General features: G+C 73.8%; 21 protein-coding genes. 10 read left to right on the top strand and 11 right to left on the bottom strand.

From position 1 onward, the window contains the following. Positions 1-12: 12 nt before the first annotated feature. Entirely contained in the window at positions 13-813 is an 801-nt protein-coding gene (locus KGD83_RS13025; protein ID WP_212644011.1) for an SAM-dependent methyltransferase, read from the bottom strand. A gap of 98 nt (positions 814-911) precedes the next feature. After that, positions 912-1724: an SAM-dependent methyltransferase gene (locus KGD83_RS13020; protein WP_212644010.1), complete on the bottom strand. Its 813-nt coding sequence runs from the start codon at positions 1722-1724 to the stop codon at positions 912-914. 238 nt (positions 1725-1962) lie between these two features. Here KGD83_RS13020 and KGD83_RS13015 point away from each other — a divergent pair, with 238 nt between their 5' ends. Then, a complete protein-coding gene (locus KGD83_RS13015; protein WP_212644009.1) occupies positions 1963-2736 on the top strand; it encodes a nucleotidyltransferase domain-containing protein in 774 nt (257 codons plus the stop codon). Between the two features lie 530 nt (positions 2737-3266). Continuing rightward, positions 3267-3596, top strand: a complete 330-nt coding sequence (locus tag KGD83_RS13010) for a hypothetical protein (protein WP_249352329.1) — start codon at positions 3267-3269, stop codon at positions 3594-3596. Positions 3597-3876: 280 nt separating this feature from the next. On the opposite strand, the gene KGD83_RS13005 is transcribed toward KGD83_RS13010, so the two are convergent. Further along, positions 3877-5166: an MmyB family transcriptional regulator gene (locus KGD83_RS13005; RefSeq protein ID WP_212644008.1), complete on the bottom strand. Its 1290-nt coding sequence runs from the start codon at positions 5164-5166 to the stop codon at positions 3877-3879. A 290-nt stretch (positions 5167-5456) separates the two neighbouring features. On the opposite strand from KGD83_RS13005, the gene KGD83_RS28590 reads away from it, so the two are divergent. From KGD83_RS28590 to KGD83_RS12995, 3 genes are all read left to right on the top strand, one after another. Further along, positions 5457-6515 carry an RNA polymerase sigma factor gene (locus KGD83_RS28590; RefSeq protein WP_249352327.1) on the top strand — a complete coding sequence of 353 codons (1059 nt, stop codon included), beginning with the start codon at positions 5457-5459 and terminating at the stop codon, positions 6513-6515. Beyond that, positions 6419-7267 (top strand): hypothetical protein, encoded by an 849-nt coding sequence (locus tag KGD83_RS28585; RefSeq protein ID WP_249352325.1) that lies wholly within the window; start codon positions 6419-6421, stop codon positions 7265-7267. Before KGD83_RS28590 ends, KGD83_RS28585 begins: the two co-directional genes overlap by 97 nt. Positions 7268-7499: 232 nt before the next feature. Further along, on the top strand, positions 7500-7727 hold the full coding sequence (locus KGD83_RS12995; protein WP_212644007.1) for a hypothetical protein: 228 nt from the start codon (positions 7500-7502) through the stop codon (positions 7725-7727). Between the two features lie 28 nt (positions 7728-7755). Here KGD83_RS12995 and KGD83_RS12990 read toward each other — a convergent pair whose 3' ends face one another. Both KGD83_RS12990 and KGD83_RS12985 read right to left on the bottom strand, forming a co-directional pair. Then, positions 7756-8334 carry a TetR/AcrR family transcriptional regulator gene (locus tag KGD83_RS12990; RefSeq protein ID WP_212644406.1) on the bottom strand — a complete coding sequence of 193 codons (579 nt, stop codon included), beginning with the start codon at positions 8332-8334 and terminating at the stop codon, positions 7756-7758. 459 nt (positions 8335-8793) lie between these two features. Continuing rightward, on the bottom strand, positions 8794-10200 hold the full coding sequence (locus KGD83_RS12985) for a GH1 family beta-glucosidase (RefSeq protein ID WP_212644006.1): 1407 nt from the start codon (positions 10198-10200) through the stop codon (positions 8794-8796). Positions 10201-10452: 252 nt separating this feature from the next. Between KGD83_RS12985 and KGD83_RS12980 the strand changes: the two genes are divergently transcribed. Together KGD83_RS12980 and KGD83_RS12975 are read left to right on the top strand one after the other, a co-directional pair. Continuing rightward, positions 10453-12027: a hypothetical protein gene (locus tag KGD83_RS12980; RefSeq protein ID WP_212644005.1), complete on the top strand. Its 1575-nt coding sequence runs from the start codon at positions 10453-10455 to the stop codon at positions 12025-12027. A gap of 13 nt (positions 12028-12040) precedes the next feature. Next, positions 12041-12808: a DUF1266 domain-containing protein gene (locus KGD83_RS12975; protein WP_212644004.1), complete on the top strand. Its 768-nt coding sequence runs from the start codon at positions 12041-12043 to the stop codon at positions 12806-12808. Positions 12809-12821: 13 nt separating this feature from the next. Here the strand turns inward: KGD83_RS12975 and KGD83_RS12970 are convergent, their stop codons facing one another. The 4 genes from KGD83_RS12970 to KGD83_RS12955 form a co-directional block, all read right to left on the bottom strand. Continuing rightward, entirely contained in the window at positions 12822-13841 is a 1020-nt protein-coding gene (locus KGD83_RS12970; protein ID WP_212644003.1) for a methyltransferase, read from the bottom strand. 22 nt (positions 13842-13863) lie between these two features. Next, entirely contained in the window at positions 13864-15036 is a 1173-nt protein-coding gene (locus tag KGD83_RS12965) for a magnesium and cobalt transport protein CorA (protein WP_212644002.1), read from the bottom strand. Between the two features lie 158 nt (positions 15037-15194). Further along, positions 15195-15905, bottom strand: coding sequence for an alpha-ketoglutarate-dependent dioxygenase AlkB family protein (locus KGD83_RS12960; RefSeq protein WP_212644001.1), 711 nt, complete (start codon positions 15903-15905; stop codon positions 15195-15197). 57 nt (positions 15906-15962) lie between these two features. After that, complete coding sequence (locus tag KGD83_RS12955; RefSeq protein ID WP_212644000.1) at positions 15963-17765, bottom strand: NPP1 family protein; 1803 nt, start codon at positions 17763-17765, stop codon at positions 15963-15965. A 190-nt stretch (positions 17766-17955) separates the two neighbouring features. Between KGD83_RS12955 and KGD83_RS12950 the strand changes: the two genes are divergently transcribed. Further along, the gene (locus KGD83_RS12950) at positions 17956-18378 is read left to right on the top strand and encodes a hypothetical protein (protein WP_212643999.1); all 423 of its coding nucleotides are present in this window, start codon (positions 17956-17958) and stop codon (positions 18376-18378) included. Beyond that, complete coding sequence (locus KGD83_RS12945; RefSeq protein WP_212643998.1) at positions 18378-18698, top strand: winged helix-turn-helix domain-containing protein; 321 nt, start codon at positions 18378-18380, stop codon at positions 18696-18698. The genes KGD83_RS12950 and KGD83_RS12945 overlap by 1 nt, the downstream gene beginning before the upstream one ends. An 11-nt stretch (positions 18699-18709) precedes the next feature. On the opposite strand, the gene KGD83_RS12940 is transcribed toward KGD83_RS12945, so the two are convergent. Beyond that, positions 18710-19696, bottom strand: a complete 987-nt coding sequence (locus tag KGD83_RS12940) for an EamA family transporter (RefSeq protein ID WP_212643997.1) — start codon at positions 19694-19696, stop codon at positions 18710-18712. Positions 19697-19788: 92 nt separating this feature from the next. Here KGD83_RS12940 and KGD83_RS12935 point away from each other — a divergent pair, with 92 nt between their 5' ends. After that, positions 19789-20691, top strand: coding sequence for a LysR family transcriptional regulator (locus KGD83_RS12935; protein ID WP_212643996.1), 903 nt, complete (start codon positions 19789-19791; stop codon positions 20689-20691). A gap of 42 nt (positions 20692-20733) precedes the next feature. Here the strand turns inward: KGD83_RS12935 and KGD83_RS12930 are convergent, their stop codons facing one another. Next, the gene (locus tag KGD83_RS12930; RefSeq protein ID WP_212643995.1) at positions 20734-21663 is read right to left on the bottom strand and encodes a LysR family transcriptional regulator; all 930 of its coding nucleotides are present in this window, start codon (positions 21661-21663) and stop codon (positions 20734-20736) included. Between the last annotated feature and the right edge of the window lie 231 nt (positions 21664-21894).

Genomic DNA, 21894 nt, shown 5'->3' with positions numbered 1-21894 from the left:
CTCCCTGAGGGGTCAGAGCTTGCGGCCGACACCGCCGTACTGGTCGACCTCGGCCGGAAGGCCCGCGCCCCGGCCCCGTACCGGAGGACGCCAGCGCGTGACCGAGACCAGGCCCGGCTCGACCAGCTCCAGGCCCTCCAGGTAGCCGCCGATCTGCTCGGGACTGCGCGGGTTGTAGGGCACCGCGCCGCTCTCGTTGTACTCGTCCTGGGCCGCCGCGTTCTCCTGGCTGTGGACGTTGCTGCCCTCGCTCACCGTCAGGTAGCTGCCCGGGGGCAGGCCCGCCAGCAGGCGCCGCACGATGGAGACGGCCTCCTCGTACTCCTGCACGTGCCCCAGGACCCCCAGCAGCATCAACGACACCGGCTGGTCCAGGTCCAGCAGCTCCGAGGCCTGCTCCAGGATCGCCTCGGGCTCGTACAGGTCGGCGTGGAGGTACTGCGTACGCCCCTCGGGGGCGCTGGTCAGCAGCGCCCGCGCGTGGGTGAGCACCAGCGGGTCGTTGTCGACGTAGACCACCCTGCACTCGGGCGCCACCGCCTGCGCCACCTCGTGGGTGTTGTTGGCCGTGGGCAGACCGGTGCCCACGTCCAGGAACTGGCGGACGCCCACCTCGCCCGCCAGGTGGCGCACGGCCCGCTCCTGGAAGGCGCGCGAGGCCCGCGCCATCCGCGCGATACCGGGGAAGGCCTCCAGGAACTGGTCCCCCGCCTCACGGTCGACGGGGTAGTTGTCCTTGCCGCCCAGCCAGTAGTTCCACACCCGTGCCGAGTGCGGCACCGTCGTGTCGACCACCGGTCGCTCAACGCTCATCGGTCTCCGCTTCCACTGCTCGTCACTCGCCGGGCCCGCAGTCGTCCGGGCCCCGTCCCCGGTCAGAGACGCTCGGCCGCGGCCCGCCCCTGCGGGGATCAGGCCTTGCGGGCCACACCGCAGTACTCGGCCACCGGACGCGCCCCGCCGACCTCGGCGGGGGCCGGACGCCACAGGGAGCAGGAGACCACGCCCGGCTCCAGCAGTTCCAGCCCGTCGAAGAGCGCGCTGATCCGCTCGGCCGTGCGGATGGTCAGCTTGGGGGTGCCGCGCTCGTTCCAGGCCGCGGCCACCTGGTGGGCGCGTTCGCGGTCGATGTCGTCGGTGGGGTGGGACAGGACCAGGAAGCTGCCCGGGGCCAGCGCCTCCAGGAGCCGGTCCATGATCGCGCGGACCTCGCCGTCGTCGGCGACGAAGTTGACCACGCCCAGCAGCATCAGCGCCACCGGCCGCTCCAGGTCCAGGGTGCGGGAGGCCTCCCGCAGGATGGCCCCGGGGTCGCGCAGGTCGGCGTCGACGTAGTCGGTGGCCCCCTGGCCGCTGCCGGTGAGCAGGGCGCGGGCGTGGGTGAGCACCAGGGGGTCGTTGTCGACGTAGACCACCCTGGACTCGGGCGCCACCGCCTGCGCCACCTCGTGGGTGTTGTTGTGGGTGGGCAGACCGGTGCCCACGTCCAGGAACTGCCGGACGCCCTCCTCCCGCGCGAGGTGGGTCACGGCGCGCACGAGGAAGCCCCGGTCGGCGACCGCGTTGTCCACGATCTCGGGGAAGAAGGAGCGGATCTGCTCGCCCATCTCCCGGTCCACGGGGTAGTTGTCCTTGCCGCCCAGCCAGTAGTTCCAGATTCGGGCGTTGTGGGGGACGGAGGTGTCGATCCGGGGGGCGGAAACCTCAGGGTTCTCAGGGGGCACGGGCCTGCCTTCTACGCTCGTTCTGGGGAGAAAAAGGGCGTACCCGGACAAGTAAAGGGCTCTAGGAGCCCACCGGCAAGCTCCCCGGGGCGTGTCCCCCGACCACCGGAACACCGGCCCGCCTACCCCGCACACCACCGAAAAGCACTCGTCCCCCCGACCCCGAGGCCGATAGCGTGCCCGGCAGCGCCCCGACCAGCGCACCCAGGACCCCACACCCGACAGAAGGGAGCCGCGGGTGAAGCACTCCAGCCCCGAGTTCGCGCGGATCGTGCACGAGGGAACCGTCCTGCGGTGCCAGGTGGGCTCCGAGGCCCACGGCCTCGCCCTGCCCGGCCAGGCCGACCGCGACGAGATGGGCATCTGCGTCGAACCCCCCGAACACGTCATCGGCCTGCGCCCCTTCGAGCAGTACATCCACCACACCCGCCCCGAACACACCCGCTCCGGCCCCGGCGACCTGGACCTGACCGTCTACTCCCTGCGCAAGTGGACCCGCCTGGCCCTGGACGGCAACCCCACCGTCCTGCTCCCCCTCTTCGTCCCCCCGAACGAGATCGTCGCCATCACCCCCACCGGACACGACCTGCGCGCCAACACCGCACGCTTCCTCTCCCGCCGGGCGGGCGAACGCTTCCTGGGCTACCTGCGCGCCCAACGCGACCGCATGGAGGGAACCCGCGGCGGCAAACACACCAACCGCCCCGAACTCGTCGAACGGCACGGCTTCGACACCAAGTTCGCCTACCACATGGTCCGCCTGGGCATCCAGGGCGTGGAACTGATGGAGACCGGCCGCATCACCCTGCCCATGCCCGAACCCGAGCGCACCTGGCTGCTCGCGCTGCGCCGCGGCGAGCGCAGCCGTGCCGACGCCCTGGACCGGGCACGCGAACTCGAACAGCTCCTGGCCCGCCTGTGCCGGACCTGCGACCTGCCCGCCGAACCCGACCACGCCTGGGCCGACCGCTGGCTGGTCAGCACCTACCAACGGGCCTGGGCCCGGCGCTGACCCGCCCCGCGCCCCCTCCTCCACGCCCCGCCCCCGCGACCGTGGCCGCGACCGCGCTGGTCACAGCGGCCACCCGACGCAGGGCCGGCGCGGGACCGGGATAGGGTGAACCCCCGAAGAGGTAGGCGCCGCTCCCGGCTCCTCCGGGCGCTCCCCGCACGGCGGACGCCGCGCACCGCGCCCGGGAACGACGAACACTAAGGAAACACCATGGTCGGAACCATCGCCTTCGTCCTCATGATCGTGGGCCTGACGATGATGCTCGCCACCGGGCTCATCGCGGCCGTGATCAAGACCCGCTAGGGCAGCACGACCCGGCTCGGTGACGGGTGCGTCCCCAGGGCCGCACCCGTCAGACCGTCCCCCCGCGAACCCCACAGCCCCCCCAGCCCCCAGCCCCCAGCCCCGAAAAGCACTTTCAGCCCCCGCCACCGAACCGCTACCGTGCCGTCCTCGTCGGGGCCGGGGCGCGGCCCGCGTGCGGGTGGGCGGACCTGGCCGGGCGCGCCCACGCGGTGACCGTGCGGACCGTGGAGAGCCCGCCCCGGGTGTCCGCTCCCCTGGCCCACGTCGAGAACGCGGCCTTCGCCTGGCGGCAGACGGTGTTATTCCTGTCGCTGTGGACCGGGGCCGAACAGCGCGAGGCGACGGCGTGGACGGTGGGGCTGGCCGCCGACCAGCCCCACCCCACGCGCGAACGCCTGGAGCCGGTGCTGGCCGGGCTGCGCCGGGCGGTGGAGGGAGAGGCCTTGGAGGAGACCGAGGCCCCTACGGGAAGGCGCCGCTTCCCGGGCTGGAGCGGGAGGCACTGGATGCTCCGGATCGCCCCGCGGGCCCTGCACGGCGCGGGCCGCTCCTGAGGGGTCCGGCCCGCCGACGGCACGGGATGACCGGTGCGGGGCATCCGTCCACGCTGCCCCGCACCGGCGGTACGGGCGAACCCGCACGGATCCATTTTACGGACTCGGGGGGAAGGGGAACCAGCGGCCCGGGAAATTCGTGCGGTGTTCGGTTCTCCGAAGCGAGGCCGCACGGGAGGCGCGCGAGACGGAGGGCACCCGATTCCCGCCGCCTTCTTCCGGTTCCCGCACCCTGAGACCGAAGACCGTTTTCATTCGCTTTGTCACCGCTTGTTCTCCCTTAGTAGTAATACGAGGAAGCCCTACCTTTATTATGTAGATTCGTAGCTGCCTGAACTCGGGCGGGCCCCCGGGCGCGGCGCTCCGCCGTGCGGGCGCACCGCGGACTCGGGGCCGACCCGGGCCGCCTGGCAGGTGTGCACGCGGCCCGGTCGGCCGTGGTCCGTTCGGGTTCGCAGGGGAAGGTCGGGGCTCGTTGGCGCGGCTGGCATGGACCCGGGGCGCCCGGGTACGGCCCTGAGGCCGCCACGGGGTCCCCTGGAGCGCGAATGCCGGCTCCGTCTCCGACACGCTCCCCCCGACCAGCCGCGCCGGTCCGGTGGGTGCCGCCAGCATCCAACGGCATGCCCCCGGCAGACAACCCCAACGGCACCCCGGTGCACAGGCGTAGGCATCCTCCCCCCGCGCTGACCACGATCCCAGGAAGGTTCAGGGCCGGTCGGCACCACCCGTTTGAGGGCGGGGCCGAAAGGACTGCGCCTCCCCCGCTCGCCCGTTCGCGGCGGTCCCCCCGCAATACCCCGGTGACGGAAAGGACGCGGGACCACGAAGGGAACCGAGCCGATATTCCCGGCACAAAGGATGGAAAACGGTGGGCATCGGGCCCAGGTGCAGCCGGTGTCGGCCCCGAAGATGATCGCCGTTCCATTATCGGAGCGCGGTTGGGGGGGAGCCCGTCCGCATGCGCGCGGTGGGGGTGGTAGACGACGGGCAGTTGCTCGTCGGTGCCGTCGATGGCGGGTTTGGACGCGTTCGGGTCCATGGCGCCGACCTGGGGATGGCCGACGCGGACGAGGCCGCCGCGGGATGGACGGACATCGTGACGTGCCCAGGCCCGCCGGAAGGCCTCACTCGCCGGGGACGGCTCCTCCACCGGCTGCGCGAATCGCGGATCGCGCAGATCCGTTCCCACGCGCCCGCGGGACATCGCGACCGTCTCCTGCCGGTCGAGGTACAGGTGATCGTCCGTGTCGGGGAAGGCCCAGCGGCTCCGCGAGGAGGACCGGTCGACTCGGCCTCCTCGTCGACGACGCCATCTCCACCACTCGGCCGGGTGTCGGCATGGCCGGACTGCGTTCCCTGGCGGCGGCGAGCGCGGTCCCGCTGGAGGAGGTGCGGGCTGTCTGGGAGGTGAACGTCTTCGGGTCCGTGGCGGTGTACCGGGCCGTGCTCCCGCTGCCCGGTCTACACGGCGTCGAAGGGTGCGCTCGACGCCGTGACGGTGGCGATGGTGACCGGGCTGCGGGTCTCCGGTGTCAAGATCACCCCCGCTGGTCGACTTCCAGGGCATGGAGCCGGTCGAGGACGCCGCTCGTGAGATCGTGCGTGTCGCCCGACTCGGGCCTGAAGGACCCTCCGGCACCTTCACGAAGTGGGAGGGAGCGAACCTCCCGTGGTGAGTCCACAGTGCTGATCCGTCAGAGCCGCGTGCCCTCAGCCGTACGGGCACGACCCGCCGATGACAGGGCGCAACGCCTGTTACACGGGACTTTTGGGGCATAGGTGGCGGGTTTCGGCGTTTCCCGGGTGCGTCGGTCCCGGCGTCCCTAGGCTCGCTCGGAACCGTTCCGAGGAGTCCCGATGCCCGCCCTGCCCGAGTCCGACCCGCCCCGCCACCCGTACCGCAACCTCGTCCTTCTCTCCTTCCTGACCCTGTCCGGCAGCCGTCCCCCGCACGGCCTGCTCGAACACGCGCACCGGCTGGTCACCGGAGCCCTGCCGCGTGGGCGGCGCCGCCCGCGCCCACAGGCCTACCCGCGGGTGCGCCGCAGGGTGCTGCGCCGCTCCCTGCGCCCGCTCCGATGGCACCTCAGGGGCGGTGCGGCGGGGCTGCGCCTGTCCCCGGTGGACGGCTCGGGCGGCGAGGCCCGGCTCCTGGAGGGGCTGGAGGGCCTGGACGCGCGGGAACGGGCGGCCTACGGGCTGCTGCGGGTGGAGGGGCTGTCCGCCGAGGAGGCCGCCGCCCTGCTCTCCTCGGTCGGCGTGCGCGACGCGTCCGGCGCCGTGGCGCGGGCCCTGGAGGTAGGGGGCGAACACCGGCTCCCCGACCCAACGGTGGTCCGCGTCAGCGGCCGGGGCCCGCTCCTGGAGCGGCGCGCGCTGGCCGCCGTCGCGGTCCTGACCGGGCTGGCCCTGGTCGCGCTGTCCATGGGCACCGCCAGGACGGTCGCGCCCGTGCTGTCCCAGGGCCCGGCCCCGGTGGCCCTGGCCGACGCCCCCGACGAGCAGGTCTGGCGCGAGCGCTTCCGGCTGGACCTGACCGCCTGGCACCCGCGGGGCGACGCCGTCGGCGACGAACAGCTCGTCCAGCGGGCCCTGCGCGCGTGGTCGGCGCACAGCGCCGAGGGCGGCGCCGACGCGGGCCCGGTGCGGGGCCGGACGGCGGGGTCGCGGCGCGGGCCGCGGGCGACTCCGCGGTCCCGGAGCCGCGCGCGCCCCGTCTGGTGTTCGCTGGCGACGTGGACGGGCGGGAGGTGGTGCTCCTGCACGACGCCCCGTGGGTGGCGCGCTACACCGACGACGGCTCGCAGGAGCGGGTGGAGGTGTTCGACGAACCCGGCAACGGGGTGGCCAACTGGCCCGCCCTGCGCCTGGCCGACACCGCTGAGGGCACCCGCTACCTGCTGCCGCCGTGGGTGACCGAGGCGGCCTACGCTCCGCTGGGCGGGCAGGAGCCGGACTGGACGGACCTGGTGCACGGGGACGGCGTGACCGCACCCGTGCCGACCGGGGAGCGGTGCGGCGTGGGACCGGCGCTGCGCCTGCGCGCGCCGGAGGTGGCGCACGGGCAGCCCTACACCGCGATCGACCTGGGCGGGCTGGACACAGCCCACCTGGGGTACATGCCGCCCCCTCCCGGGGAGATCCGCCGTCTGGGCCCGCACGAGGTGCTGGACGCCGACAGCGGGTTCGGACTGTGGGGGCTGGCGGCCTGCGCCGGGGAACCGCCCGCCGAACCGGTCCGCACGGCCACGGCCTGGGAGTTCGCCCGCCAGGAGCTGCCCGGCGGGGGCACCGGCCGGTGGGTGTGCGTGCGCTACGGGGCCAACGACGGCGGCGGCCTGGCCCGCACCCTGCTGGTGGCCGACACCGAAGCGGGCACCGACACCGTGGTCGCGGGCGAGCGCGAGGGCGGCTGGGAGTGCAGCAACCTCGACCGGCAGGTGGCGGCGGGCACCTGGTGGCAGGACGGGGACGAGCGGTGGCACTACCTGGCGGCGGCCTCCCGGGAGGCGGACCGGATCAGTGTGCGGGGCGCCGCCAGCGGCAGCGCGGAGGGCGGCGAGGCCCTCGCCGTGGAGGGGCCCGAGGCCGGGGAGCCGCCCGCCGAGGAGGTCGGACTCGTCGCCGTGGACGCGCACGGGGAGGAGATGACCGTGCTCGCCCGCTGAACCGTCCGGTCCCCGGGGCCCGGGCCCCGGGGACCGGACGCCGCACGGCGGTGGCCGGTTCCGGCCAGCACGCGTGTGAGCGGGCGCCGGAATACCCCGGGCCGCCCGGTGGTATCACTGGTCTGGACTCCCCCGCGCAGACCGGAGCCGACTACCGAAGCGCGACAGGGCCGGGTTTCCCGGCCCTGGGAACAGTGGACTGCCCGGCCCCGGCCGTAGTGAGGTGTGACCTATGTCGATCTGGTCCCGTGGTGACCGTACCGGAAGGGTCGAGGAAGCCCTTCTGATGCTGGAGGGGCAGGGGATCATCGACGGCCTGGAGATCCTGCCGGGCGAGGCCAAGCCCTACCGCGTGCTCGTGCCAGCGGGCCTGGTCCACATGGACGAGGACGAGGCGTCGATGTTCGCGCTCGGCGCGGTCGTGGGGGCGTTCGGCGCCATCGCCCGCCGGCACGCCTGAGGCCGGGTCCCGGCCCGGCCGGAACCCGCTACCGGTCGGCCCGTGTGCGGCCCATGGTGCGCAGCACCGCGTCCAGGAGCAGGTCCCGGACCATCGCGCGGTGCTCGTCGGTGTGCGCCGTGGTCAGCTCGTTGTTGAACGTGGACAGGCACAGGCCCACCACCATCTCGGCGAGCGGGCGGGCGGGGCGGCCGTCCTCGGGCAGCTCCTCCACGAAGCGGGCGATCTCCAGCGCCTCGCGCACGGCCTCCACCCACAGTTCGGTGCGCCGGCGCCACCAGTCGCGCTGCGGCCCGGGCTCGGAGCCCAGGCCCGTAGCGGCGGCGAGCAGCCCGCCCGACTCCAGCCACAGCCCAATCCAGGCGTCCACGACGCGGCCCATATAGCCGTCGATGGTCTCCATGCGGCCGAAGGTGAGGTCGAGCCGGGAGGCGAACGCGGTCAGCCGCACGTCCACGGCTGCCTGGAGCACCTGGTTCTTGTGGTTGTAGTACCGGTAGACCGTGGAGCGGTCGATGTCCACTCCCTCGGTGATCTCCTTGTAGGTGATCTGGCTGAAGGGCTTGGCGCGCAGCAGCTCGACCAGGCTGCTCTGCAACTGGAGCATGCGCCGCGCGGCGCGCGGGCTGCCGCTCGTGCTGCGCCCCGCCTCCTCCGGCGCCGCCGTGCCCGACCCCTGCTCCGCCATCCGCCCCCGCAGCCCTCGTCGACCGAACCTCCTCCAGCTTGCCGCACCGGGCGGGCGTTCTCCAACACGGCGTTGGGGATGTCGGACACGTGGTCCCTTGCGGTGCCCCCCGCACGGGCGGGTCGGGCGGGGGCGCCGGAGGGCGGCTGGGGACTGCTGTTCGAACCGGTCTCAGCTTGCGCGGGGGTCGGTTCGGGCGCCCACGGGGTTCCGGAGGGGCCGCAGACGGGTTGGCGAGGAACCAGCGAACCCGTCGTGGGCGCCGAAGGCTCCCGTTCTACGGGCGCCCGGACACGAGAAGGACCGCGCGCAGCGTCCGTTGGGGGTGGTGGCGGGCGACGGGTGGGACGAAGCGGAGCGGAGGTCCGAAAACGCTGCCTATCCCTCCCACCGGGTGGCGAGCTCCTGGACCCTGCGGGCGCGGTGCGAGGTCAGGAAGTCGCGGTACCAGTGGTAGCTGTCCTTGGGGTGGCGCTCCAGGCGGTCGTAGTCGACGCGGACCAGCCCGAAGCGGCGGTCGTAGCCGTAGGCCCACTCGAAGTTGTCCAGGAGGGACCACACGAAGTAGCCGCGCACGTCCACCCCCGCGTCGATGGCCGTGGCCAGGGCGTCCAGGTGGTCGCGCAGGTACTCGATGCGGCCGGTGTCGCGGACCCGGCCGGTCTCGTCGGGCTGGTCGTCCTCGGCCGAACCGTTCTCGGTGATGAAGATGGGCGGCAGGTCCGGGTAGCGCCGGTTGAGGTCGATGAGCAGGTCGGCGAAGGTGGCCGGGACCACCGGCCAGCCCATGGTGGTGTGCCGCACCCCCTCGATCCGCACCTGCTCGGTGCGGATGTCCACGGCGGTGCGCGCGGCCGGGTCGGCCTCGTCGTGGGGGGCGTCGCGCAGCATGATGGGCCGGTAGAAGTTGACGCCCAGGAAGTCCAGCGGCTGGCCGATGATGCGCAGGTCGCCGTCGGCCCGGTAGGAGCCGTCGGCCATGCCGTCCCAGACCTCGTCCTCGTTGTCGGGGTAGGCCCCGGCGAAGATGGGGTCGAACCACACGCGGTTGTGCAGGGTGCGGGCCCGCTCCACGGCGGCGCGGTCGGCCTCGGAGTCGGTGGCGGGCAGGAAGTGGTCCGGGTTGAGGGTGATGCCGACCTCCCCTGCGGCGGCCGCGCGCAGTTCGCCGGTGGCCATGCCGTGGGCGAGCAGCAGGTGGTGCGCGGCGGCCAGGGCGGGCGTGCCCTCGCGGGTCCCCGGCGCGTGGCGGCCGACGGCGTGGCCGACGAAGGCCGAGCAGAAGGGTTCGTTGAGGGTGATCCACCGGTTGACCCGGTCGCCGAGGCGGTCGGCGACGATGCGGGAGTACTCGGCGAAGCGGTAGGCGGTGTCGCGGACCCGCCAGCCGCCCTCGTCCTCCAGCGCCTGGGGCAGGTCCCAGTGGTAGAGGGTCAGGGCGGGTTCGATCCCGGCGCCCAGGATGGTGTCCACCAGGCGGTCGTAGAAGGCCAGCCCCTCCGGGTTGGGGCGGCCCTTGCCCGTGGGCTGGACGCGCGGCCAGGCAACGGAGAAGCGGTACAGGTCGACGCCCAGGTCGGCGAGCAGGGCGACGTCCTCCCCGTAGCGGTGGTAGTGGTCGCAGGCGACGTCGCCGCTCTCGCCGCGGGCGACGCGCCCCGGCGTCCGGCAGTAGGTGTCCCAGATGGAGGGGCCCCGTCCGCCCTCGTGGACGCCGCCCTCGATCTGGTAGGCGGCGGTGGCGGTACCGAAGAGGAGGCTGGCGGGCAGTCTGGGGTCTTCCATGGTGTTCCTTTCGCGGGAGCGCTCCCAATCGTACCGAAGGCGACCTCCGACACCAATCATCCTTAAGTAGTCGAACAAACACCCTGAGCACGCGAAACGCCGGTGCGCGGCCTCCGCCCGCCGCCTCCGCCCGCCCCGGCCCGGCCGGCGGCACAGCGGCGTCACGCGGACCGGACGCCCTGCCGTATCGTCGCACTGCACGGCGCGTCCCCCTCCCCCTCGGCCCCCGCCCCCCGCGCGAGAAAGGACCCCATGAGCGACTGGATCGACTACTCCCAGAACCGGAAGATCCGGGAACTGGAGGAGAGTCTGGGCTCGGCCCACTACCAGATGGCCGCCGAACGCCGCAGGATGCGCTCGGAGCTGTCCCGCGTCCGGGGCACCCTCGAACAGAGGCTGGACCGCGTCTCGGCCTCCCTGGACGCCTTCATCGAGCTCAGCGACGTGCGCGCCGTCCTGGCGATGTTCGACGGAGCCGCCCTGGCCCGTCGCCGCACACTCCAGATGCTGGACGGCGCGCCCCTTCCCAGCCTGGACCTGGAGGACGTCCCCGGCTACTGGCTGGTCCCGGCCGCCCTCGGCCTGCACGCGCTGCTGGCGGGCGACACCGCCGCCGCCCGCCTCCGCTTCGACGAGGCCGCCCGGCGCGACGCGGAGCGCGCGGGCCACTTCGCGGCGCTGGCCACCGCCCTGACCAGCGCGGACCACGCTCGCGCCATGGACGCCGCCGCGATCGCCGGGCTGCTCCCGCGCCTGCCCTCCCCCGACGAGGAGGTGACCCGGGGACAGCGCGCCCTGTGGCTGCTCACCGCCGACGGCTCCTTCGGCGACGGAGCCCGGCAGCACCTGCTGCTGTCCACGCTGCGCGCCTGGTCCGAGGCCGGGGTCGGCGTCCCGGCCTCCGCGGGCCCGTCGGCCCTGGCGGCGGACGCCTCCGGCTCCTCCCCCTCCCAGGCCTCCGGCGGGAAGGCGTCCGGCGGTGTGGCCGGGCGCGCCGGGGCCGCGCGGCGCATCACCGCGCTGCGCGAGGGCGTCGCCCGCGTCGTCGCGCTGGACGGGGAGGCCGCCTCCCCCTCCGCGCTCGCCCCCGACGAGGTCAGCGCCGCGTTCCTCAACGACACCATGCGCCTGCTCGTGGAGGAGGGCAGCTCCGAGGAGGCACCGCTGCTGACCCGCGCCCGCGAACTGCGCGCGGTCATCGAGAGCAGCGGCGAGGGCGGGCCGCCGCAGCGGTGGACCGACCCCGTGGGCACCGTCGCCGCGCTGCTCGGCGACGACCTGGTCCGCCAGGACGCGCCGCCCCACCGGCGCACCTTCGCCCTGGCCCTGCAGCGCCCGGCCGTGGCCGAGCTCGCCGAGGAGCTGGTGCGCGAGGCCGCCGCGCCGGTGGAGGACTCCACGACCCTCCAGGCGCAGGGCGTGCGGGTGAGGGTCTCCTCCCACGGCGCCGACCCCCGGGAGCTGGAGCGCGCCCGCACCCAGCTGCGCGGGCGCTGGCACGACACCGGCTCAGCCCGGACCTACGCGTGGGGCCTGCTCGCCATGGCGGGTCTGCTGGCGCTGCTGGGGCTGACGTCGGGCAGCGGCCTGGTCTGGTTCCTGTGCGTGGCCGCCGCGGCGGGCGCCGGGGTCGCGCTTGTGGTCGACCACTCCAGGCGCGCCGAGGCCCGCGACACCGCCGAGGCGACCGTGCGGCGGCTGGACGTCCAGGTCGCCGAGGCCGCCGAGAGGTGGCGCGAGTCGCTGCTGGCCTCCGAGGAGCACGCCGTCACGGCCGGGAACGAGGCGGGACGGATCGACCGCCTGCTCAGCACCGGAGAAGAGTGAGGACACGAGGGACATGGGACTGTTCTCCGCGCGGATCAAGCTCCGCAGCGACCCGCAGGGCTTCTTCCAGGGCCCGATGGCGCACGCGCTGGCCTCCGGCGCGCACATGCCCACGGCCAACGGCGGGGTGTGGAACGCGGTGCACTCCTCGTGCTCGTGCTGCGACGCCGGGGACGAGCGGGACAAGCTCCGCGACTCCTGGGGCGTCACCGACTACGCGGGCTGGGACCGGACGCTGCGACTGCTGACCGACGACGCGCGCCCCGCGACGGCGCTGTCGATCGTGCTGGACCTGCGCGCCCGGACCATGGCGCAGGCCCCCGGATGGCCCTTCGACGCGGGCATCTGGCCGGACCTGATCGTGCGCTGGTGCCAGGAGCAGGGCGCCGCCCCGGGCCTGTACGAGGATCTCGTGGCGGCGGCCGCGCAGGTCTGGGAGTACGAGGAGCGCATGGTGCGGGACGGCGTGCTGCCCCCGGGCACGCCGGTGCGCACGGCGCGCGCCTACGACTTCGGGCGGGCGGTCAACCTCGCGCGGTGGGGCGTCAACGCCGGGTACGCCGACGAGCGCGCGGCGCACGCGCACATCCTGCGGGCGGGCGCGCAGTCCATGCGCTACCACGGTTCGTGGCAGGAGATGTCCGCCGGGTTCGTGCTGGGGCGGGCGATGGCCTTCGACGAAGGGTCGTTCGGCCCGTACTACACCGACTCGGCGCGGGCGCACGCGGTGCTGGCCGAGGACCCGCGGAGCCCGTGGCTGCACCTGCCCTGGCGCATGTGAGGGGCGGTCCGGGTCAGGCCTCGCCGTGCACCGGTCCGGCCACGAGCAGGCGCATCTCCAGCGGCAGGTCGCGGATTCCCCGGGTGGTCAGCCCGGCCGAGCGCAGCAGCGCCTCGTACTCGCGCTCGGTGCGCTCGGCCCCGGTGGTCATCACCATCATGTGCGCGTCCAGGACGGCCGTGAGCCAGGCGGCGCCCTCGTCGGGCAGGACGCGCTCGGCGATGAGCACCAGCCCGTCGGGGGCCATCGCCTCGCGGCAGTGGCGCAGCACGGTGCGGACGTCCTGGTCGGACCAGTTGTGCAGGACCCGGCTGAGCAGGTAGGCGTCGGCGCCCCGGGGCACGCCCCGCAGGAAGTCGCCCTCCACCAGCTCGCACCGCCCCGCCTCGACGTACGCGCCGAGGCGGGCGCGGGCGGCGGCCAGCGCGGGCGGGCGCTCCACCAGCACCCCCCGGGCGCGCGGCGCCCGGGCCAGGACGGTGGCCAGGAGTTCGCCGTCCCCGCCCCCGAGGTCGACCACCGTGCGGGCGCCGGTGAAATCGTGGACGTCGGGGACGGCGGTGGAGAAGCGGCCGCTCGCGGCCATCCCCGCCGTGTAGCGCGCCGCGTCGGCGGGGTGGCGCTCCAGGTGGGTGAACACGTCGGTGCCGTGGGCGGCCTCGAAGGCGGTGGCGCCGGTGCGCACGCTCTCGCCCAGGCGCGCCCACGCGGCGGTGAACATGTCGCTGTCGTAGAGCAGCGCCAGGTCGGCCATGCCCGAGGGGTGGTCCCGGCGCAGGGCGGCCCCGACCTGCGTGGGCCGGTAGCGCCCGTCGCGGTGCTCCACGACCCCCACGGCCGCGAGCAGGCGCAGCAGGCGTTCCAGGCGGTCGGGGCGCAGGTCCAGTTCGGCGGCCAGGGCCGCGGCGTCGGCGGTGTCCCCGGCGAGGCGGTCGAGCACGCCCAGTTCGACCGCGGTGGCCACCGCCCGGGCCACCCACGGTCCGGTCATGAGCCGCAGCACCTCGCGCTCGGCGGATCCGTCCCCCGTCATCCCCACCTCCGTCAACAGGCCCTCAGAGCCAACCGTTGCGACGGAAGACAACGTAGAGGCTCAGGCTCGTCAGCGCCATGAGGGCCAGGGACAGCGGCCAGCTGAACGCCCAGTGGTAGTCGCCGCCCGGGGAGATGTTCATGCCGTAGACGGAGGAGATGAGGGTGGGCACGACCAGGATGCCGCCCCAGGAGGAGACCTTCTTCATGGCCTCGTTCTGCGCCTGGTCGATGAGGGCGCTGTTGACCGACATGATGTTCTGCAACAGCTGGCGGAAGCCGTCCACGCGCTCGCGCACGGCGGCGACGTGGTCGGCTACGTCGCGCAGGCGGTGGTGCAGCTCGCCGCGCCGTTCGGCGGGGATGCGGAAGGGGTCGGCCGAGGCGAAGCCCTGTCGGCGCGTGGGGGGTCGGACGCCCTCCGGCTCGACGAGGGCGTCGGCGAACGGCCGCGGGTCCGGGGCGCCGGGGCGTTCGGGGTCGTGGGCCAGCGGACCCATGAGCCTGTCCAGGACGGTTCCGAGGGGTTCCACGGCGCGGGAGAGCAGGATGACCTCGCGGGCGAGGCGGTAGGTGCGCCGCGAGGCCCGGGAGTCGCCGCCGAAGACCTGGTTCTCCACCTCGTCGATGTCGTCCTGGAGTTCGGAGACGACGGGCGCGTAGCCGTCCACGACCAGGTCCAGGACGGCGTGCACCACGGCCAGGGTGCCGTGCGCCAGGACGCGGGGCTCGGCCTCCAGGAAGTCGCGGACGCTCTCGAAGTCCACCTGCTCGGTGTGGCCGATGGTGACCACGAAGTCCCGCCCGGCGAAGAGGTGGATCTCGTCCACCTCGACCGACTCGCGCACGGTGTCGTAGCGGGCCGGGCGCAGCACGAGGAAGAGCACGCCCCGGTAGACCTCGGCCTTGGGGCGCTGGTGGGCGACGATGGCGTCCTCCAGGGCCAGGGAGGGCAGGCCGAAGAGGCGGGCGACCTCGGTGAGCTGGTCGCGGTGGGGGGCGGTCATGCTGATCCAGGCCATGAGGCCGGGGTCGCGCTCGGCGACGCCGCGCGCCTCGGCGACGGTGTCGGTCTCGCGCTCGCGGCGCCCGTCGCGGTAGAGGACCGCGCGGACCGGGCCGGGCGAGCCGCGCTCGGGCAGCGCGGCCCTCCTGTGGCCCAGGTCCATGATGCGTTCCGGCGCGGAGTCGCTCATAGGTGGTCTCCCCTCCTGTGCGTTACGGCGCGCTGTCCCGCCGGTAGACGGACCGGTGGGCGAGCGCTCTCAGGAGGGACTGCCCCCGATCGGGGCGGGGCAGTCCGGTCAGGGCCGCCCTCCACGGGGGCGCGGCTTCGGCGGCCACGGACGGGGCCTCAGCCGCGCAGCCCCGAGGCGCGGACCGTGATGTTGAGCCGCCCGTCCAGGCCCAGGCCGGGCGGCGCGGTGCCGGGCCGGGTGCGGGGGACGCCGTGGTAGGCCATGCGGGAGGGGCCGCCGAAGACGAACAGGTCCCCGCTGCGCAGTTCGACGTCGGTGTGGGGGCGGTTGCGGGTCTCGGTGTTGCCGAAGCGGAACACGCAGGTGTCGCCGAGGCTGAGGGAGACCACGGGCTCGCCGGAGAGTTCGTCGCGGTCCTGGTGCATGCCCATGCGCGCGTCGGCGTCGTAGAAGTTGACGAGGGCGACGTCGTAGGGGTCGGCGTCCGGACCGGGCGGGGCGCCGTAGGCGGTCTCCACGGCCCGCGCGGCCAGGTCGCCGAGCAGGTCGGGGAAGGGCTGGACGGGTGTGCCGTCGGGCAGGAGCCGCCCGTAGGAGTAGGCCTGCCGGTGCCGGGAGGGCCCGGAGCCCCGCCGCTCGGCGTGGGGGTTGGGCCCCGGCGACCAGTGCCAGCCCAGGCTGACCGTCCGCACGCTCATCACCCCGCCGCGCGGCATCGCGTGGCGGCGCATTCCGGCGGGCCCGCGCGCCCAGTCGCGGCAGCGCCGGACCAGATCGGCCTGCTCCTCGGGGTCCAGCCAGCCGGGCACGTGCACGGCGCCGGGCGCCACCTGCGCGGGCGGGCGGTCGAACAGCGCGTCGCTCATGGGTCCCATGCTGCCCCGCGCGGGCGGTGGGCGCCAGCGCGGGACGGGGCGGGGCGGTCAGCGGCGCAGGAGTTCGCGGACGTTGACCACGAGCAGCAGCACCACGATCACCGCGACGGGGACGGTGATGGCGATGCGCCAGTTGACCACGAACGCGGCCACGACCCCCACGACGAGTCCGACGACCACCGCGATGACCGCCAGCCCGATGAGGTACTGGACGAACTTGCGGCGGGCCACGGAGTCGACCGCGGCGAAGACCACGACCACGCCGATCATCGCGTAGAAGGTGTACTGCCCGTTCAGGACGAACATGGGCAGCGCGAGCGAGATCAGCAGCAGCGGGGTGCTCAGGGCCACCCACAGGTGCAGGAAGCGGGTGGAGCGCTGCGTCCCCGAGGAGTAGGGCAGGTGCGGGGCCTTGAGGTGTCCGGTGGGCGAGGGCACCAGGGGGGTGTCCTCGGCCAGGGCGCGCAGGTGGGTGTCGCGCTCGTCGGCGGTCAGCACGCGGGTCTCGTAGACCTCGCCCAGCTCCATCTCCAGGGCGGCGATGCGTTCGGCGTACTCGCGGGCGCGGGGCCGCGAGTGGGCCTCGCGCTCCAGGACGATGCGGGCCGAGTGGAGCTGGCGCAGGCGGTCGCGGCGGCTGATGACGTCGGCGTCCAGGGTGCGCAGCCGCTCGTCCAGGGCTCGCACGTGGGCGCGCAGCTCGGCGCGGGCGGCGGGTTCGGTGGGGGCGACCTTCTGCAGGCCCACCCACGCCAGCGGGTCGGCCCAGGAGCGGCGGATGGTGCCGTCGCGTTCGTAGCGCGGGCCGCTGGGGGCGCGCTCGCCGTCGAAGAAGTCGCCGGTGTCGCGTCCCCACAGGCCGCGGAACCCCGTCAGCCAGGGGGTGTCGTCGTCGATGAGGACGGCCGACCACTCGCGGTCGCCGCCGGGGCCCAGGCGCATGCCGTCGCCGCGGGCGTAGTCGACGAAGGGGACGCCGATGCCGTGCCGGTTCAGGACGCTGTCGGCGCGGAAGATGCGGTGGGTGATCCACCGCCAGGCGCGCATGGGGCCGCGCAGGAAGGAGGGGTCGACCTGGATGAGGTAGTCGCCGGGCAGCATCTGGTGGGAGTGCGAACCCGCGCCGACGTAGACGATGGGGTGGTCGCCGTCCCGGTGCAGGTCGGGGTCCTCCCAGCTGCGGCGCAGGTCGTCGCCGTGGTACTCGTGCGAGGAGGCGCCCACCCAGACCGGACGGGTGGTGCCGTCGGGGTTGTCCACGACGTAGACGGTGACGCGCTCCCAGTCGGCCTCGTGGTCGTTGACGCCGCCGTAGATGGTCCGCCAGTCGTTCATCGCGTAGAAGAACCAGTACTGGAGGATGGTGTAGCCGCCCTCGCGGGTGACGCGGCCGTAGTAGGTGACGCCTCCGTTGTCGACGCGCTCGCGGTAGCGGGTCACCGCGGCGAAGGTGAGGCCGCCGGGTACGGCCCCGCGGATGAGCAGGGAGAGCTTCATCAGGATGTCCAGGACCCGGCCCAGGACTCCGACGGCGGCCAGGCGGCCGCTCTTGGGGATGACGGTGCGGGCCACGCCCTTGTAGCGGCGGGCCTCCTCGCGCAGGGTCTCCTCCTGGACGAAGCGCAGGTGCTTGTGGCGTCCGGGCCACTCCGCCTCGGCCCGGCCGAGGCGGTCGAGGGTGAGTTCCCCGGCCGGGACGAGGCGGCGCTCGCCGCCGCCCGGCTCCTCGATCCACAGGCTGCAGTTGCGTACGTAGGCGTCCACGTCGGTGGGGAAGAAGAGCTCCCCCTTGGTGCACATGAGCACCGGTTCGTAGGCGCGGAGGAGTTCGAGATCAGATTTCGCGGCCATGGTTCGCACCAAGCTAGTGCATTCCGGAGACGCTCCGTACCGGTGCGGCGAAGTGGCGCGGGTGACGGATGTCGCTTGTGGGGCGGGGCTTCGCGCGTGCCTCCCAGCCTTGCCTTCCGATGAGGCAATCACTTGCCAACATGGAAAGTGAGTGCCATTCTGGCAACAGGTTGAGCGAACGGAGAACGGCATGCGCAGGAACGAAGCGCTGGACGCGCTGGAGCGGGCGGAGACGGTGGGGACGCGGGCGCGCTCGCGGGGCGGGTGGTACGCGGTCTACGGCGCGGTGTTCGGCGTCGCGACGCTGGTCCTGGTGCTGGTGGTGGGCCTGTTCCCCTCCCCCTGGGCCGTCGCCGCCTCCACCGCCGGGTTCGGGGCGGCCATGGCGGTGCTGACGGTGTTCGCCGTGCGCCAGCCGGTGCACCCGCGGGGGTACGCGTCCCTGCACCTGTGGACGATGGGCGTGTGGGGCGTGCTGTACGCGGTCACGCTCTTCGTCGGCGTGTACGCCTTCCCAGGGGAGCCCGCCTGGTGGGTGCCCGGGGCCATGGCCTGCGCGGCGCCGCCGCTGGTGGCGGCCTACGTGTCCCTGCGCCGCAGCGGGAGCGCCTGATGGAGCACCCCCGCGGCAGGCTGGACGAGGTGGTCCACTCCCCCGTCCGCTTCTCGGTCGTGGCGGCGCTGGCCGCCGTGGACCGCGCGGAGTTCCGCTTCGTGCGCGACACCGTCGAGGTCTCCGACTCGGTGCTGTCCAAGCAGGTCACGGTGTTGGAGAACGCGGGCTACGTGAAGGTGCACAAGGCCGCGGTGGGGCGGCGCACCCGCACCTCCCTTTCCCTGACCGCTGAGGGGCGGGCCGCCTTCGACCAGCACGTCCGGGCACTGCGCGAGATCGCCTCGGGGACCCGCGTCCGCGTCCCCGAGGCCGAGTGACCGCGGTCCCCTCAGACCGTCCGGCCCGACACCGCGCCGACCTCCTCCGGCCGGGCTCCCGCGCCGGGCCGGTGCGGGTCGGCGGCGGTGACCGCCGCCCGATCGGGCACGGCGGGGCGGCGGGAGCCGTCGCCCCGGGCCGCGCCGGCTCCCGCGACCACCACCAGCACCATGCCGAGGACCTGGATCAGGGCGGGCGCCTGACCGATGACCACCAGGCCCATCACCAGGGCGACCGCCGGCTCCAGGCTGGAGAAGGTGCTGTAGGCGGTGCGGCCCATCCGCTGGAGGGCCACCATCTCCAGCAGGAAGGGCACCATCGGGAACAGCAGCGCGATGAGCAGGGTGAACAGCACCAGGTCGAGGTCGAGGTCGGCGACCATGCCGGGGGCGCCCAGCGGCGCGCTGACCACCGCGCCCACGGTCATGGTCAGGGCCAGGCCGTGCACGGCGCCGAAACCGGCGCCCACCCGCTGGGTCAGCACGATGTAGCCCACCACGCAGACCGCACCGGCCAGGGCGAAGCCGACCCCGACCAGGTCGAGCTCGCCCTGCCAGGGGCGGGTCAGGCAGAGCACGCCCGCGACCGCGGCGAGGATCCACACGAGTTCGCGGCGGCGGCGCATGGCGGCCACGGCCACCACGAGGGTGCCGAGGAACTCGATGGAGGTGGCGGTGCCGAGCTCGATCCGCGCCGTGGCCTCGGAGTAGAACAGCATCATCCCCGCGCTCGCTGTGCCCAGGATCACCACGGCGCCCAGTTCGCGCCGCGACGCCGCGCGCACCGCCCGCCACAGGGAGCGGCCGCCCAGGGCCAACAGCAGGAGCGCGGCCCAGCTCAGCCGGAGCCAGGTGACGGTGGCGGGGCTGGCCTGGGCGAAGGCCGTGACGGCCAGCGCGCTGCCTGTGTGCAGGGTGAACATGCCGATGAGCAGCATGAGGGGCGCCGGGACCCCGAAGCGGGCACGGCGGAGCGAGGGAACGAGAGAGCGGATCACCCGACCATTGCACCGACGCGGTTCGTTTCTGTCCACGGACCATTGGTTGATGGATCGTGTAGTTCCGGTGGACGGTCGGGTAGCCTCTGCGGATGGACTTCACCCGGTTGCGCCTGCTGGTCGAACTGGAACGGCTCGGCACGATGGCCGCCGTGTCCGAGGTCACGGGCATGAGCACGTCGGCGGTCTCCAAGCACTTCGCCGTCCTGGAGCGCGAGGCGGGCGTGCCGCTGATCGCGCCGGACGGGCGGCGGGTGCGCCTGACTCCGGCCGGGCGGCGGCTGGCCGAGCACGCGGTGGGCATCCTGGCGCGGGTGGAGGCCGCGCGTGCGGAGTTCGACGGCGAGGGCGAGCCGGTCGGCCGCGTCGACCTGGTGATGTACACCACGGCCGCGCCCCTGGTGCTGCCCGCGCTGCGCCGTCTGCGGCGCGACCACCCCGGGATCGACGTCCACCTGACCGAGCACGAGTCCGAGCACGCGCTGGAGCTGCTCCAGGACGGGCGGGCGGACCTGGGGGTGGTGTACCAGTACAGCCTGCTGCCCCGGGATTTTCCGGGGACGCTGACGGTGCACCCGGTCGGCAGCGAGGACCTGCTGCTCGCCCAGCCCTCGGAGGGCGCCGACAGCCGCACCCTGACCCGGCGGCGGCTGCGGGAGCTGGCGGACGCGGCGTGGATCGTCAGTCCCTACCGGCGCGACGAGGAGGCGCTGGTGCAGCGCATGTGCGCCGAGGCCGGGTTCACGCCGCGCGTCGTCCACCGGATCGACAACCTGGAGCTGTTCGAGCAGCTGGCGGCGGAGGGTCTGGGGGTGGGGGTGGTGCCGCGGCTGTCGGCGGTGACCCGGCGCGGGGTGGCGCACGCGCCCCTGGGCGAGCTGGGCGGAGTACGCCGCGTCCACCTGGCGGGACGCACCGGCGGATGGGCGTGGAAGCCCATCCGCCTGGTGGCGGAGTACCTGCGCGAGTCGGCCGCGGGTGTGCTGGCGGGGTAGGCCCGCACGGAGCACGGACGGGCGGCCGGGCGGGGCGGTGCCTCAGCCCGCGATGGCGAAGGGCCCCACCGACGGCACGGGGACCTTGCTGGCGGCCTCGCGCATGGCGGTGAGCAGGGGTTCGGGCGAGGCGCCCGCCCGGGAGAGGGCGACGATGTGCCGTCGGGCGCTCTCGCGCACCCCCCGCACCACGATCCGCGGCGTGCTCAGTCCGGTCCAGGCCAGGCGCGGCATGAGGGCGACACCCAGTCCCGCCTGCACCAGGGAGAACACGGCGCTGAAGTCGTCCACGGTGTGCGCCACGCGGGGCTGGAAGCCCACCTGGTGGGCCGCGCCGGACACGCACTCGTGCCAGGCGGTGCCGGGCGCGGACAGGATCCAGTCCTCGTCGGCGAGGTCCTCGGCCAGGTGGAGGCCGGTGCGGGCGGCCAGCGGGTGCTGGTAGGGCAGGATCGCGTCGAACAGCTCGACCATGACCGGGTCGACGCGAAAGTCCGGATCGCCGCTGGCGGGCATGTGGCCGGTGGACATGGTCAGTGCCATGTCCAGGCGGCCCGAGCGCACCATCTCGGCGCTGTGCTCGGGTTCGGCCTGGACGACCTGGAAGGACCAGTCCGGGTGGCTCGTGCGCAGGCGCGCCAGGGCCGGGGCGATGAGGTCGCTGATCCCGGTGGAGAAGGCGCCGATCCGGACGACGCCGCGGTCGCCCTCGGCGTACTCGGCCAGGTCGGTGGTGGCGCGCTCCATCTCCGCGAAGATGACGTGCGCGCGCTTGAGCAGGACCCGGGCGGCGCCGGTGAGCAGGAAGCGGCGGCCGTTGCGTTCGACGAGGGGGACCCCGGCCTCCTTGGCCAGGGCGGCGAGCTGCTGGGAGACCGCCGACGGGGTGACGTTGAGCGCCTCCGCGGTCGCCGCCACCGTGTGGTGGCGGTCCAGTGCCTGGAGGAGCTGTAGCCGCCGAACGTCGATCATGATCTCCAACTTATGGCAGCGCGTACAGATTTCAGGGTGGTTTCGTACACGTTGCGCAGGTTAGGGGCGTGATTCCCTGCACATTGCCAGCGGGCTCCACATCCAAAGAAAAAACCGATCTTCTTCTTTTTCGGCAATCTCCGACACCTCTTTCTCCGTGTCGGGCACGTTCCGGTCGATACGGACACGTACAGTCGGTTCCACAGCTCAACCAGGGGCGAGCCCCGGGGG

It is taken from the genome of Nocardiopsis akebiae (genome assembly GCF_018316795.1).
Classification (GTDB): Bacteria; Actinomycetota; Actinomycetes; order Streptosporangiales; family Streptosporangiaceae; genus Nocardiopsis; species Nocardiopsis dassonvillei.
The sequence above is the reverse complement of the archived record's forward strand: the minus strand, read 5'-3'. Positions and strand labels throughout refer to the sequence as shown.